We start from the raw sequence: 15680 nt of genomic DNA, 5'->3' as shown, positions 1-15680 counted from the left end.
ATAATTGATGAACTGATGGATATCTGGGTTTTCGTAGTAGAGATTGTATTGCAAGACGGTGACGGGGGTATCGCAATCAGCGACGAGTGCTTGGCTGCCTTTGGGTGTCATCAAGGCAAACGCGCCGGCAAGGACAAGGCAGACAAGCGTTTGACCGTAACAGCGGGCCAGCCCCAACACAAGGGCAAGCAGTACATAGCCAAACATAAACAGCGCAGGAAATGCGACGATGTTTTCTACCCACCAGAGGGACTCTTTCAGTGATAACCCTGCCCAGCACAAGGCTGGGAAATAGACAATTGCCCAAAGAATCCAACGCTTCACTCCACCTCTCCCTCAACGTTAGCGCCACTTGAGACAAGGCCCAATCGCGCGTAACAAATTAGAGTAAGTATGGTCGATGATTGACGTTTTCACCGAGTTTTAACGGCTTAGCCCAGGCTAAGCCGTTAAGAGCGGCTAAAGTACACCGCGTGATTGCCTAAAGCGGCTCCACGCGTACGGCAGCGACCTTAAATTCCGGGATCTTTGCGTGCGGATCTTTGGCCGTGGTGGTCAAACGGTTGACCGGTGACTCCACAAAATGGAACGGAATAAACACCACCCCAGGCTGCATACGTTTGGTGACAAAAGCGTCGATCTCAATCTCACCTCGCCTGGTGGAAACTTTCAGCCGTTGCCCATTGCCAATACCTAAGCGCTCGGCGTCCTGCACACTGATCATTGCTCTTGGCCCGGCAAGATTATCCAACCCTTGGGTTTTTCTCGTCATGGTACCGGTGTGAAATTGCTCCAGTACGCGGCCGGTAGTCAGCACCAATGGGAACTCCTCATCCGGCAGCTCTGCGGCATAGCGAAAAGGAATCGCCTCCATTTGCCCTTTGCCACGCGAAAACTGCGTCTGGTGCATGATACGCGTCCCTTCAGGGTTATTCTTATTACTCGGCCACTGCACGCCATTAGGCGGGATGTTGGCCCACTTTAAACCGCCATATTGTGGCGTAACTCGTGCTATTTCATTGGTGATATCCGAGACCTGACGATAACGCCACTCCCCGCCCATCGCATTGGCGATTTCCTGAATGATCCACCAATCTTCTTTCGCCTCGCCCGGCGGCGCTACCGCAGGAGTAATGCGCTGCACTCGGCGCTCTGTGTTGGTAAAATGGCCAGCTTTCTCAGCAAAACTGCACGACGGCAAGACCACATCAGCGTACTGCGCGGTTTCGGTAAGGAAGATGTCTTGCACCACCAAGAAATCGAGACTCTCAAGCCCTTCAATCACGTGAGCTTGATCCGGATCGCTCAATACCGGGTTTTCACCCATCACATACAAACCGCGTACGCTGCGATCGCACGCGCCATCGATGATTTCTGTTAAGGTCAATCCGGGCGTGAGCGATAGATTGGGCGCATCCCAAGCAAGAGCAAATTTATCTCGCACCAAGGGGTTATAGACCTTTTGGTAGCCCGGGTAGTTATTGGGCAGCGCGCCCATATCACACGCACCTTGCACGTTGGATTGGCCGCGCAGAGGGTTAATACCGCCGCCTTCAATACCGATGTTGCCGCACAAGAGTTGCAAATTGGCGATGGAACGAACGTTATCATGACCGGTAGTGTGCTGAGTGATGCCCATTGAGTAATACACAGCGGTACGTTTCGCCGTGCCTATCATGCGCGCCATGGCGAAAATATCGTCCGCCTTCACACCGGTGACCAGCTCCACGCTTTCTAACGCGTATGAGGGCGACATTACCTCTTGCATCATGGTATCAAAACCGTCTACGCGCTCTTCGATGTAATCGTGGTCATACCAACCGTGTTTGATGATTTGCTGCATAACGCCATTAATCAGCATCACATCGGTCCCCGGACGATGCGCAAGATAGAGCTCAGCGTGATCGGCCATGGCGATGCGTTTCGGGTCGGCGACAATCAAGCGCGCGCCATGATGACGCACCGCTTGTTTGATGTGTGAAGCGATGATCGGGTGCGCAGATGAAGTATCTGATCCTATGATAAAGATGATGTCAGAGTGCTGAATGCTCGGAATATCATTGGTCATCGCGCCACTGCCAAGCGCCGCTTCAAGCCCAGTGACTGTCGATGCGTGGCACAAACGCGCACAATGATCGACGTTGTTGGTGCCTAGCTCGCGACGGATGAATTTCTGAAACGCGTAGTTGTCTTCGTTGGTGGTTTTGGCTGAGGAGAAACCGGCCAGTGCATCCGAACCAAAGTCGCGCTTGATGGCAGAGAACTTGTTCGCAGTCAGCGTAATCGCTTCAGACCAAGACGCCGGTTGCAACCAACCATCTTTACGAATCAACGGCGTGGTGAGGCGCTCGTCACTGCCAATAAAATCAAAACCAAAGCGCCCTTTGACGCACAACATGCCCTCGTTAACTGGAGAGACTCCGCCTGTCACCGCCATGATACGATTGCGCGCTTCATCCACATGCAGCGTCAGCTTACAGCCAACGCCGCAGTAGGTGCATATGGTATCCACCTGTTTCAATTCAATATCCCGGCCTTGCGCTTTATTGCGCTTATCCACCATCGCCCCAGTCGGACACGCTTGCGTGCACGCACCGCACTGTACGCAGGCGGAATCGCCCATTAAGGTGCCATTGGGGCCAAAGTTAGGTCGTAAATCGGGGCGAAGTTTCGGGTGGCCTTTTTCGTCGGTCATAAAGCTCAGCACGCCATGAACGCTTTGCTCACGACACGCTTGTATGCATTGACCGCAACTGATGCAACGATTGGCATCAAAAACAATAAACTCTGAGCTGCTATCGACGCAGAATTTATGCCGCTCATCGCGCACCGCTTGCCAATCGGCTGCGGATTGAACCTTCACCGATTGCGGGTGGTGTTGCTCGGCCTGATAAGTGGTGGCGTAGTCACGCAGCGCACAATCGGTGTTGGCTTGGCAGCCACATTCTAGACAGCGCGCGGCTTCCGCCATGGCTTGCTCGTTATCAAAGCCTAGCTCGACTTCGTCAAACGAGCATTCACGCTGTTCGGCGCTGAGCTCAGGCATGATCATCCGCTTCACCTGCTCTATCTGCTTAAACTGAGCAGGGTCGACTTTGTTTAGCGACGGCTCTTTGCGCGCGTTAAATGGCTTGACAGGCAGTGATGCCATAGTGCCATTGAAAAAGCGATCGATGGCTTGCGCGGCAATTCGCCCATCGGCTACCGCTTCAATGGCAGTGGCAGGGCCTCGGCGAAAATCACCGATACTGAACAAGTTGCCACTGCCGTGATGCATGGTAGTCTCATCCACATCAGCGGTATTCCAACGGGTGATAGGAATATCCAGTGTTTCATGACGCATGAAATCCAGATCTGGGGTTTGTGACACGGCCGCTATCACGGTATCAAACGCTTGTGTGAAATACTCACCGGTCGGCTCTGGACGACGACGACCTGAGGCATCGGGTGTCCCTAGCGCCATGCGCTCAAAGGTGACTTGATGTACGCGCCCTTGCTCGTCCGCATGGTTTTCCACTGGGTTAGTTAAAAAGTGGAACTTGACCCCTTCGTGTTCCGCTTCCACGATTTCATAATCTTCGGCAGGCATTTCATCGCGGGTACGACGATAAATCAGTGTGGTATCGGCGCCAGCTCGCACCGCAGTGCGCGCGCAATCTATCGCGGTGTTGCCCCCACCGATCACCGCCACTTTTTTCCCGGTGGTAAAGCGCTGCTCGGTAACGTAATCCTTGAGGTAATCCACTCCAAGATAACAACTCTCAAACGTGCTTCCCGGGTAGTGCATTTCGACCGCTTTGGACGCGCCAACCGCAAGACAAACGGCGTCATACTCTTCACTCAGCGCACTGAGTGTGTTCGCCTCACCTAACTTGCTGTTGGTATGAATCGTCATGCCGTTGCGACACAGCAGAGCTATTTCTTGATCAAGAATCGATTTGGGTAAGCGATACTCAGGGATACCATAACGCAGCCAGCCCCCGGCTTGTGGCATCGCCTCAAACACGTCCACTTGATAGCCTTCATTCGAGAGGTAGTAGCCCGCTGTCAATCCGCCCGGCCCACTGCCAACAATCGCGACACGTTGTGGCTTGTCGGCTTTTTTCTCCGGTACATAGGCCTGATAGGCACGAAGATCAGCGTCGGCTGCGTGGCGTTTGAGCTGGCGAATCGCGATCGGCTCATCGACGAGCGAGCGGCGACACTCACTTTCACAAAACGCAGGACAAACGCGGCCAATCGACAATGGCATCGGCAGCGTTTTTTTAATCACTTCGACCGCTTTTTGATGATCATTTTGCGCAATATGGTAGAGATAGCTCTGAATATCGACCCCAGCGGGACACGCGGTCTGACACGGCGCTTCACAATCGGCGTAGTGATCTTCCATGATGCGATTTAAGGCCCGGCGGCGATGCTCTGAAAGCGCAGGAGACTGCGTCACCACATTGAGCCCAGAGTAGACCTTCAATTCACAGGCACGTATCATGCCGCCACTTTCCACTTCGACCACACACAAATCGCATGGGATTTTGTCGTTTGAACGGTTCAAACCACACAAAGATGGGATCTCAACGCCGCAGACGTTCGCGACCTCAAGTAACGTTTTGTCCGTTTCGACAATTCGATAAGCTCCATCAATGATTATCTCAATCACACCGCACTCCATTCTTTGCGACATTACACCTTTATTAACCATACAATATTAATGGTTAATGACCTGTGATTGATCACACATTCGTACTCTTTAGCACGTGAATTTCCGCAGTGGATTTCATGTCAAGCCTATGCTCACCTAAGTTTCTGATATTGTTCAGCACCCATCGATAATCATACAAATAAATTAGGCATCATATTGTTAACAGAAAGGGTAATTATGTGGCACGTCATTTTCATATTTGTAATGTATAATTTCGTTTTTAACATTTAATTATAGATAACAATAATGTTACTTTAGACACCGTTGGTCACACCGATGAATCAAGAGTTTAATTGACGAAAAACGGTGTTAATGAGACACCATTCTTTCGGTATTTTTATGGTGATTACTATTGGGGTAATGACTTTGAAAATATCGCTTTAAATGGCGTTTAATAACACTCTGTACGTGTGGCAAACATTCCAAACTATCTCATTTCATACTTTGATCCGTGCGGTTTGCCCACTGCACGGTTTTTTTTCGTCTTTTTCTCGAGACATCGCATTTTGTGAAGCATCGCAATAATTATCCACTTGATTAACAGGTGAATAATTTTTCTCATGTCGAAGCGCCAGTTTGCCCCCTATAATTATCCAATTGTTTAATTGTTGATTGGAGAAGCCCGTGCAAGAGAGACCACGCCGCGCAGGTCGACCGACGCAAAACATTGATGCCCGAGACGCGCTCATCCTCCATGCGCGCGAACTGTTTATGGCGATGCCGTATGACAAGGTCTCGACACGTTTAGTTGCGCAAAAAGCGGGGGTCAACGCCGCGATGATTCGCTACTACTTCGGCAGCAAAGAGGGGCTGTTTGAGACCATGCTGAGAGACACACTCGAGCCGATGAAACATCAGTTGCAACAGATGTTTAGTGTCGGTTCTCAGCAAAGTTTTATCGACATTATGCGCACTTACTATCAAGAAATGCACAAAACGCCGCACTTTCCCAAGCTCATTTGGCAAGTGATGAATATGCCTGAGTCGCAAACGCAGCGAAAACTCATGCAGAAAGTCTTTGATGACGTGGGCCGGCCTATGCAGTCAATGATTTTTGAGAAGCTGGCCGCCAACGGCATTATTCGCCCGGGTATGGATCCCCTGCTGTGTCGAGTCTCCTTTATCAGCTTGATGGTGTTTCCGTTTATCGCACCCGCTTCTCTTCTCTCGATTCATGGCATTGAACTGAGCGAATCTTTTTTAAACCGATTACTTGAACACAATATTGACGTTCTTAAATATGGCTTTTTACAAGCCCAAGGCGAACACGATGAAAATTAATAAGAAACTGCTGTTTTTCCCTGCGCTTGGGGTCGGGATCCTCATTCTCGCCCTCGCGATCATGACCAAGCCGCAACTGCCTGTAAAGCCAGCGGGCGAGCGTGCCAGACTGGTCGATACCCAAACACTGGAACTCAAAGCGATAGCGCCACTGGCAATTGGTTTTGGCAAAGTTACACCAAAAGTCGAGTGGAAAGCCATCGCGGAAGTCACGGGGAAAATTGTCTATCGACACCCGGGTCTTGAAAAAGGACAAGTCCTACGTGCGGGGACGGAAATTCTGCGTATTGACCCGCTCGACTACGAACTCAAATTGGTTCAAGCCCAAGCTGATCTCAATTCTGCTCACACCTCTTTAGCTAAGCTCAACCAAGAAGAAGCCAACCTCAAACAGACGTTAGTGATTGAGTCAAATCGACTCGACATTGCCAACAAAGAACTCGCGCGCCAACAAAACCTGCGTCAAAAAGGGCTGAACTCTCAATCCGACGTTGACCAGCAGCAGCAAAGCACCTTATCGCAACGTAAACTGGTGCTCGACATCGAGAACCAAATCGGCTTGATGCCTGACGAAAAACGCGTTGCAGAGGCACAAGTAAAAGTGGCAACCTCCAAAGTGGACGAGGCCAAGCGCTCTCTCGAGAAAACCATCATTCGCTTGCCTTACGACTTACGCATCGCCAGCGTTGACATCGAGCAAGACCAAGTGGTCAATCTACAGCAAACCATGGTGGTCGCTCATGGCATACAAGTGATGGAAGTGGAAGCGCAGCTCTCGATTCATGACATGCTCACCATCGCAGCAAGCCTAGGTGAATTTGGCCGCGACGACTCCGGCATTCCGCAACCCAATATGACGGATATTAAAGCCAACGTGCAGTTAAGTAGCGGAAACCTCAAAGCCTCGTGGCCTGCGCGTGTGGCGCGCATCAGTGAAACGGTCGATCCTAACCAAGCGACGGCGGGCGTCATCCTCGAAATCGAGCAAGACTATCGCGCACTTGCGCCGGGCGCTACGCCGCCACTGGTTAATGGCATGTTTGTGCGCGCGGAAGTCGAAGGCCAAGCCAACCCGAGTTGGGTTATCCCTGAGCGGGCCCTCCATGGCAATACCATTTATCTGCTCGATGAAGAGAGTAAATTGCGCATGGTGCCGGTTGAGGTACTTTATCGCCGTGATAACCAAGTGGTGATCGAGGGGGATTTGGAGCAAGGCCAAGCGTTGATTCTCAATGATCTCCTCCCTGCGATTGAAGGGATGCTGCTCAAAAATGCGCGTTCGCCACAGGAGCCGAAATCATGATTCGTTTTTTCGCCAAGCACCCAACGGCGGCCAACTTATTGATGCTCACCTTGCTACTGCTCGGCGTGACATCTCTCACCACCATCAAACGTGAGACATTCCCTGAGTTTGATCCGCCATATATCATGGCGGGCGTCGTCTACCCCGGCGCGTCGCCACAAGAGGTCGAAGAGAGCATTTGTGTGCGCATGGAAGACGCGGTGGATGGTCTGGCCAATATCGTTGAAACACGCTGTGAGGCGGTCGAAGGCTCAGCGCGTTTAGTGCTAAAACTGGACGAGAAAGCCGATATTGGCCGCATGTTGGTGGATGTGCAAACTCAAATCAACGCCATCAACGATTTTCCGCAGGAGATCGAATCTCCTATCGTTCAAGAGTTGGATTGGAACGAGCCTGTGGTTGATGTGGCTATCACCGCAGATACCACATGGCCAGAGTTAAAAGCCTACGCCGAACAGCTTAAGCGAACGTTAAAGCTTGACTATGGTGTGTCGCTGGTCGATGTGGCCGGGTTTTCTGATCACCAATACCGAGTGGAACTCGATACCAGTGCCATTCGCCAACTGGGTCTGAGTGTTGGCGATATCGCGACGCAAATCGGCAAGCAGAACGTCAAACTGCCCAGTGGCAACGTGGAAACACCTGACAAAAACTTTCTCATTCGCTTTGATGAGCGACGCGTCACACCAGAGGCGCTCGAAACGATTGTGGTTGGCTCTGGGCCAAATGGTTCTCTGATTCGCTTGCGAGACGTGGCTAAAATCACCGATCGCTTTGAGCTCGATGAGCAAAAAGTGCTGTTTGATGGTCACCCATCCGCCCTACTTAAAGTGAGCAAAAACAAAGAAGACGACGCACTGCGCATTAAAGAGCGCGTGGCTGCCTTCGTGGCCGACCAACAAGCGCACGCGCCCGATGGCGTCACCCTTGAAATGACCAATGACCTCTCATCGGTGTTATGGGACCGCCTGACCATGATGGTACGCAACGGCTGGCAAGGGATCGTGTTGGTGTTTGCCACCATGTGGCTCTTCTTTAGCCTACGCTACTCGTTTTGGGTGGCCGCAGGCTTACCGGTGGCTTTTTTAGGTGGGCTGTTCTTGATGGCGCAGCTTGGGCTATCCATTAATATCATGTCCTTGGTCGGCTTATTGATGGCGATCGGTATCATGATGGATGATGCCATCGTCATCGCTGAATCCATTGCCGCCCATTTAGATCGAGGTGAAGAGATCGATGACGCGGTGATCAAAGGCGTCAAAAAAGTGCTCCCTGGGGTGATCTCCTCATTCTTAACCACGGTGTGCATCTTTGGTAGCTTGCTGTTCCTGCAAGGAGAGATGGGCGCAGTGCTCAAAGCGGTGCCGCAAGTCCTGATTTTGGTCTTAACGCTCAGCTTGGTGGAAGCGTTTTTGATTTTGCCGAATCACCTGTCGCACTCACTGCACAAGCAGAAAGTCGAAAAAGCGCCCAATCGTTGGAAGAAGCGACTGCTCGATTCATTTGAGCATTTTCGCAACACCACGCTGGTCAATGCTGTCGACAAAGTGGTGGCCTACCGTTACGCATTTTTAGGCGCGGTGGTGGCGATGCTGTTGATCTCTGCCTCTACACTGGTGAGTGGCATTTTGAAGTTCCAACCCTTTCCTGAACTGGATGGTGATATCGCCGAGGCTCGAGTGATTTTGCCGCCGGGATCTTCGCTGCGCCAAACTGAACAGGTGGTGGATCACATTGTTGCTTCAGCACGCAAACTCGATAAAACCTGGAGTCAGGAGTTTGAGCAAGGCAGACCGCTCGTTGAACACATCACTAGCCAGTTTAATACCAACGCGGATGCCAATGAGTCTGGCCCACACATTGCGACGGTGAGACTCGATCTGCTTGGCGCGGAAAGTCGCAACACCCTTATTGATGATTTCATTGCCGCGTGGCGCGATGATGTCGGTGAGCTCGCCGACCCCATCTCTTTGGTATTTAAGCAGCCGACAATGGGACCGGGTGGCCGCGCGATTGAAATTCGCGCCAAACACGATTCATTGGAAGAGCTTAAAGCCGCCTCCATTGAGATTCAGCAATACCTCAACGAATTTGATGGCGTACATGGCGTCTTAGATGACATGCGCATGGGCAAAGAAGAGGTGTTGGTGAAGCTGCGCCCAGGCGCTGAGAGCTATGGGGTCAACGGGCAACTGATCGCATCGCAACTTCGCGCGGCGTTCTTTGGACAAACGGCGGATGAAATTCAAGTCGGCGTGGAGAACATTTCTATCGAGGTGAGGCTGGACAAAACGCAGGCTGGCGATCTTGGCCAGTTGGCCAACTTCCCTATCATTCTTGCAGACGGAAGCCAGATCCCACTGGCCAGTATTGCAACCTTGGATTTCCAACGCAATTACGTGCGCATTCAACGTATTGATGGGCTAAGAACCGTGAGTGTGTTTGGTGATACTGACAACACCAAAGCCAACTCCACCGCCATCATTCGTCAGTTTCAGCAGCAAGAAGCGCCAAGACTGGTCGCTAAATACCCGGGGCTGAGATTTGATTTTGAAGGCGAAGCGAAAGACGCCGCGGAAACCGGCGCCTCAATGGGTAAAGGGTTTTTGCTCGGGCTGTTTGGCGTGTTCGCCATCTTAAGCTATCAGTTCCGCAGCTATCTTGAGCCGTTTGTGGTCATGCTGGCGATTCCACTGGCGTTTATCGGTGTGGTGTGGGGCCACGTGCTGCTTGGCCACCCATTGAGTATGCCGAGTATGATGGGCTTTGTATCGCTGGCGGGGATCGTGGTGAACGATTCCATCTTACTGGTGCAGTATATCCGCCACCATGTCGATGAAGGGGACAGCGTGCACGACTCCGTGGTCAAAGCGAGTCGCGAGCGTTTTCGCGCCGTCTTTCTCACCTCGATGACCACCGCCGCCGGCTTACTGCCGCTCCTGACGGAAACCAGTTTGCAAGCGCAGGTTATCCAGCCGCTGGTCATCTCGATTGTGTTTGGTATCTTCGCCTCGACACTCCTGGTGCTGTTTATGATCCCGGCTGCCTACGCCATCCTAGCGGATTTTGGCTTGGTGCATAAACACGAGGAAATCTAACAAAAAATAAGGCCAGAGAACATGCTCTGGCCTTATCTTAGAATTCTCTCATCCGAGCAATTACGCTGCTTTAGATGATTGAGCGATTTGTAGATCTTTAGCTGGGTAAGTCAACATCAATCCGTCCGCTTTAACGTGCACGTAAAAACCGCCACTGCTTAAACCGTAAACGGTCATTGGGCCGAAGTCCTTACCTTTTGTCGCTACTACCACATCACCGATTGCGTACATTTAAACCACCTCAATTAACTGGATTTTTCACTAACCTACCTTAGGTTATGCGGCGACTGTAAGGGCATTTTTATCCGGTGCCTAATCCAGTTTTTTATCGTTTCGATTAGCAATAGTTAACCATTTTCAATTAGCGCTGGATTTCTCGTAATAGATTGAAAATAATGACCAATCAACACCTTCCCATTCACCGAGGGTGCCAACGAACAAATATGGGAGAGCGGGCAATGACGCAACCGATCTATCTCTTTGATTGGGGAGATACCTTAATGGTCGATTTTCCAGACCAAAGCGGGAAAATGAGTACATGGGAAAAAGTCGAAACGGTAGAAGGCGCCGAGCAGACGTTACAAGCACTCGCAAAAGAGCATGCGGTTTACGTGGCCACCAGCGCTCAGCACTCCTCAGAAAGAGACATTGAACAAGCCTTCCAGCGAGTCGGGTTAGACAACTACCTGAACGGCTACTACTGCAAGGCGAACCTAGGGTTAGAGAAAACCAGTGTGGCGTTTTACGACGCCATCGCAGAATCGCTGGAGGTTGAACCAAGCCATCTGATCATGGTTGGAGATTCACTGGAAAAAGACATCTACCCTGCCCAACAAGCCGGGCTCAATACGGTTTTGTACAACCCAAACAACGATGCGGTACCTGAAGGCATCACACACATCCAGTCACTGACTCAGTTGCTCGAACGCGACTAAAGTACAAGCCAGAGAACAAAAAAGGCAGAGCTCAGTGGTCAATACCACCTTGGCTCTGCCCTTTTCATCTGTGACAAACTCGAGACATTAACGTCAGATTAAGCCGCCGTGGGTTTGGGCTGATAGCGACCCGGTTTATGGTTCATGGCCAAGATAAGGTTAGTCGCAATCGCGCCCAGTACCGACAATAGAATCAGATGGATATCGACGATAAACAGCGACAAAATCACGATGGTACAGTCAAGACCCATTTGCACTTTACCGGCACGAACACCAAAACGCTCCTGAAGAAACAGCGCCAAGATGTTAAAGCCACCTAAGCTCATTTTGTGACGGAATATCACCAGCATACCAACGCCGATTAATCCACCACCCAGTAACGCCGCATACACGGGTTCAATACGGGCAATCTCAATCAAGTGATGAAGATGGTCGACCGCAAACGACACTATGGTCACCGCAATAAACGTGTTGATGGTAAAACGCCAGCCCATACGAGTGACCGACAAAATATAGAAGGGTAAGTTGAGAGCGAAAAACACCTGACCAAAACTAAAATCACTCACTTTAGTGAGGAAAATCGCCAACCCCGCGGTGCCACCCGTGAGCAGACCTACCTTGTTAAAGAAGATCACCCCAAGTGAGACCAGGGCACTACCTAAAATGAGGGCGAGTAAGTTTTCTCGCAAGCTATGTTCATTGTCCATAATCCGGCTTCCTATCCTTTAGATTCAAAAAATTCTCAGAATCAAACGGGCATAAGATGAAGTTGTTTGGCAAAAATGTCGAGATCGTCCGTGATAATGATCACATCATAAGTGTTAAAGGAAGTTTACACAGTGTTCACCAATTCAGTGCATTTAGGGCGTACCAGCCCATACCACTGTGTGTTGAAAGAGGTTGAGCGCAACTCGGTGAGCGCTGTGCCGCTTTGATCCGTACAACGCCTTGTGATTAAACAGGCACAAGCGTCATTGAGAGGAGTAAAGCAGAGAATGAAGGTTTTAATCGTGGGTGGCTCTGGCGGTATTGGCCTTGCTATGGTCAAGCAGCTTATTGAAGATGACACTGTCGACACCGTTTATGCGACGTTTCGCCAACGTCAACCGTTGCTTTCGCATCCCAAGCTCAACTGGTTTTTGGTGGATGTGTGTGATGAGGCGCAGATTGAGCACTTAAGCCAAACCATGAGCCAACTCGATTGGGTCATCAATACGGTGGGCCTGTTGCATGACGACACGCATCAACCAGAAAAGCGACTTGCGCAGCTCGACAGCGCGTTTTTCCTTCGCTCAATGCAAACCAACGCACTGGCGACAGTGTTGCTCGCTAAACACTTGCAACCGCTGCTGATGAAGAGCAAACAGCCGAAATTTGTGAGCTTATCGGCTCGGGTTGGCAGTATCAGTGACAACCGTTTGGGTGGCTGGTATAGCTACCGCGCCTCAAAGGCGGCACTCAATATGATCATCAAAACCCTGAGTATTGATTGGTCACGGTTTAAGCCGAGCAGTTGCGTATTCGCGCTGCATCCTGGGACAACCGACACGGCGCTGTCGAAACCTTTTCAATCCAATGTCCCCGAAGGAAAACTGTTTTCCCCTGAGCGTGTCGCGCGTCAATTACTGACGATGGTGTCACAGGCCGATGAGCAGCTCAGCGGTGAGTTTCTCGCTTATGACGGGGCGCGCATTGAATGGTGAATGACCTTTAACAGACGATCACGCCATTGGCCACCACTTATCGATAAAGACTATTTGGCGATAGGCTGAATCGATAAGTGGTGGGAGGCCAGTTGCCATGTTGGGCCTCTGTGGCCTTTCGCTTGGTACATCGCCAAGTCCGCCAAACGCATCAAACTGGTTCTGTCTTGCGCATGGTCTGGGAAACAACTCACCCCGATACTCACGTCTAATCTCACCGCTTCGCCCTCGAACACGATAGGTTGATTGAGGTGATGCATCAGCTCATCAATAAGAGTGTCGAGACAGGAGAAATCATCGAGTAAATCGAGACAAACGACAAATTCATCGCCACCCAGCCTGCCGACAAAATCACTGTCACGGAACGAGTGGCTCAATCGATGCGCCACCGTCACCAAAATACAGTCCCCTGCGTCATGGCCAAAGGTGTCATTGATCTGCTTGAATTTGTCCAAATCAATAAACAGCAACGCGAGCTTGTGGTGCTGCAAACGCGCTCGTTGCAAGGCATCGTCCAGTTTGGCATTAAAGGCACGGCGATTTTTTAGGTTGGTTAACGTGTCATGCTCAGATAAGAACGTCAGCTGCTTCTGTTTCTCTTTTAACTGCAACGTTTGACGTTCCACTTCACGTTGTAACTCTTGCTTGGTCACCGTGGTCTCTTTGAGGTTGCTGGTCATGCGATTGAAAAAGGTCGCTATGGTTTCAAATTCTGAATCCATTTTTTTCAGCGATACCTTGGAGTCTAAATCCCCTTTGGATACCGCCACAATCGCCCTTTTGATTTCCGTCGCCCCAATACGATAGCGAAGGAAAATGTGCAAACTGATCAAACACACCACAACCGAGCCGATGATCATCCACCCGGCGGCAAACCACATCAAGGCTTTGAGTTCGCGGGCGCTCTTATCCAATACTTGGCGATGCACATACGCAAGCTCCTCAGTCATGGTTTGTACAATCATGCTGTAGCGAGATTGAAACAGCTCACGACTGCTCAAATCACTCGCCAACGGTAAGGCCGAATCTTGCGCCGAATAGATCCGACTCTCTTGCGCAATCACAACGGAAAGGCCGTCACTCATTCTTTGCATATTGTCCAACCGGTGATCACGGTTTTCAAAAGTGCTGAGCTGCGCCGCGAGGTCTGAATGAGCGCTGATGACGTGATGCAAGCTCTGCTCATCATAAAACTGCATGAACAACCACAACTGACTTCTCAACATATCCACCGACAGTTGCAGTTCGACCACCTGATCCAATTCGATTTTTGTTTGACGCTGCTGGGCGTTAATGTTTAGCAATAGCACCACAATCAACACGGTCAGTACGAGTGTGGTCCCAAACAATAACGAGAGTTTCTTGGTTAACGACTTCAGCATAATTAATCTCGCAGCTCCGACCATTGCTCAAACGGCTCGGTGTAGAGCAGTTGACGAAAATCTGGCATATCATTGTCAACCAAACCATTTTGCTTCGCCCAACGCGCTTGGATCTGCAGGTTGGACAGCAGAGCGTTGCCTAGGGACAATCTGAACACATAGTCATCCCACGACCACGTGATTTGTTCCGCCGGCAGCGCAAGAAACTCCGCCGCCAGCTTCTGCGCGTTCTCTGGGTTGAGGTGAATCCACTCTATCGCTTGATCGAGCGATTGAATCAGTTGCATAGGTGCATCATTAGCTTGAGCCAAATAGGGTTGAGTAGAAAGTAGATTAAAGCTCAATTGATACAGTCCGGTTAAACCGAGATGATTAATTTCACCGCCGGTTGCTTGGTGAATCTGGTAGATCATGGGCTCCCAAGCCGAAATGGCATCCACCTGCCCTTCAAGTAGCGCTCTGACTATCTCTGAAGATGCTACAAACACCTTGTTGATATCGAGATGGCTCGCCTCATGGGACAGCAAGACCGCATCCAAATAGAACTCGCTCGCACTGCCTTGAATCACGCCAATGCGTTTACCTTGCAGCTGACTCACTTGACGAATGTCCGACGAACTGAGTGAGACCAGTTTTACGTCATTGTCTGACTCGACGAAGGTGGCCAGTAGTGCCAGTTCAGGGTGATCAAAAGCGTTAAACATGGCGACCGATTCCGATGCGGTCGCCAAATCGACCTCGCCTTGCATCAGTAACTTCGCGCACTCGACCCCACCGGTGCATGGGATCATTTCAACGGATAAGCCCTGTTTGTCATACAGCCCCAACGCGTTTGCCACAATAAAGGGGGTGGAGAGTGGCGTCGTCGAGACGGCAATCCTCATCGTATTCGATTCACCTTGCTGACCATTCTTACCTTTGGCGCCCAACCACATAAACAGTGCGACGAAAACCACACTGATCCCTACCCATAGCCACTGACTTTTTGTTGTTTTCTGCATTCATTCTTCGCTTTATGTACGCAATCACGCTCGTATAAATCTAGTCAATAGTTGACTATCTGAACAGAAAAAGAGTGAATAAAGCCGAGGATTTCTCACAATTAACGCGCCCATCAAGCAAAGTGCGCCTTCGGTTGTTGTGCGATTCATGATAGTTAGCCTTATTAGGCTTAATACCTCATGCTTTAGCTCCCCAAACTGGTGCGCGTGCAACCATGCACGCACCAACAAAGTGAAATTAAATTACACAAAATGAATCTTCCGTGACATTAAAAATT

Annotated in this window: 10 protein-coding genes and 1 pseudogene; 5 read left to right on the top strand and 6 right to left on the bottom strand. The window is 50.6% G+C overall.

Going from position 1 to position 15680, the window contains the following annotated elements; genetic code table 11:
* A pseudogene (locus tag AC6R1O_RS00160) lies at positions 1–324 on the bottom strand (endonuclease/exonuclease/phosphatase family protein); the annotation flags it as partial.
* 157 nt (positions 325–481) lie between these two features.
* Positions 482–4657, bottom strand: coding sequence for a formate dehydrogenase subunit alpha (gene fdhF, locus AC6R1O_RS00155; protein WP_500656263.1), 4176 nt, complete (start codon positions 4655–4657; stop codon positions 482–484).
* A gap of 666 nt (positions 4658–5323) precedes the next feature.
* On the opposite strand from fdhF, the gene AC6R1O_RS00150 reads away from it, so the two are divergent.
* The 3 genes from AC6R1O_RS00150 to AC6R1O_RS00140 are packed head-to-tail and all read left to right on the top strand — an operon-like array spanning position 5324 to position 10381.
* A complete protein-coding gene (locus AC6R1O_RS00150) occupies positions 5324–5980 on the top strand; it encodes a TetR/AcrR family transcriptional regulator (protein WP_500631998.1) in 657 nt (218 codons plus the stop codon).
* Positions 5970–7283, top strand: coding sequence for an efflux RND transporter periplasmic adaptor subunit (locus tag AC6R1O_RS00145; protein WP_500637698.1), 1314 nt, complete (start codon positions 5970–5972; stop codon positions 7281–7283). Before AC6R1O_RS00150 ends, AC6R1O_RS00145 begins: the two co-directional genes overlap by 11 nt.
* The gene (locus AC6R1O_RS00140) at positions 7280–10381 is read left to right on the top strand and encodes an efflux RND transporter permease subunit (protein ID WP_500637699.1); all 3102 of its coding nucleotides are present in this window, start codon (positions 7280–7282) and stop codon (positions 10379–10381) included. Before AC6R1O_RS00145 ends, AC6R1O_RS00140 begins: the two co-directional genes overlap by 4 nt.
* A 60-nt stretch (positions 10382–10441) precedes the next feature.
* Here the strand turns inward: AC6R1O_RS00140 and AC6R1O_RS00135 are convergent, their stop codons facing one another.
* Positions 10442–10612, bottom strand: a complete 171-nt coding sequence (locus AC6R1O_RS00135; RefSeq protein ID WP_334551700.1) for a hypothetical protein — start codon at positions 10610–10612, stop codon at positions 10442–10444.
* 227 nt (positions 10613–10839) lie between these two features.
* Here AC6R1O_RS00135 and AC6R1O_RS00130 point away from each other — a divergent pair, with 227 nt between their 5' ends.
* Positions 10840–11316 (top strand): HAD family hydrolase, encoded by a 477-nt coding sequence (locus tag AC6R1O_RS00130; RefSeq protein WP_500637700.1) that lies wholly within the window; start codon positions 10840–10842, stop codon positions 11314–11316.
* Positions 11317–11414: 98 nt separating this feature from the next.
* On the opposite strand, the gene AC6R1O_RS00125 is transcribed toward AC6R1O_RS00130, so the two are convergent.
* Positions 11415–12023 (bottom strand): DUF6198 family protein, encoded by a 609-nt coding sequence (locus AC6R1O_RS00125; protein ID WP_500637701.1) that lies wholly within the window; start codon positions 12021–12023, stop codon positions 11415–11417.
* A 288-nt stretch (positions 12024–12311) separates the two neighbouring features.
* Here AC6R1O_RS00125 and AC6R1O_RS00120 point away from each other — a divergent pair, with 288 nt between their 5' ends.
* Positions 12312–13019 carry an SDR family oxidoreductase gene (locus AC6R1O_RS00120; protein ID WP_500637702.1) on the top strand — a complete coding sequence of 236 codons (708 nt, stop codon included), beginning with the start codon at positions 12312–12314 and terminating at the stop codon, positions 13017–13019.
* A 50-nt stretch (positions 13020–13069) separates the two neighbouring features.
* Here AC6R1O_RS00120 and AC6R1O_RS00115 read toward each other — a convergent pair whose 3' ends face one another.
* A complete protein-coding gene (locus tag AC6R1O_RS00115) occupies positions 13070–14401 on the bottom strand; it encodes a diguanylate cyclase domain-containing protein (protein WP_500637703.1) in 1332 nt (443 codons plus the stop codon).
* Positions 14402–14403: 2 nt separating this feature from the next.
* The gene (locus AC6R1O_RS00110) at positions 14404–15402 is read right to left on the bottom strand and encodes an ABC transporter substrate-binding protein (protein ID WP_500637704.1); all 999 of its coding nucleotides are present in this window, start codon (positions 15400–15402) and stop codon (positions 14404–14406) included.
* Positions 15403–15680: the final 278 nt, after the last annotated feature.

It is taken from the genome of Vibrio sp. R11-SG3-ISO3-SZ, assembly GCF_059834345.1.
The sequence above is the reverse complement of the archived record's forward strand: the minus strand, read 5'-3'. Positions and strand labels throughout refer to the sequence as shown.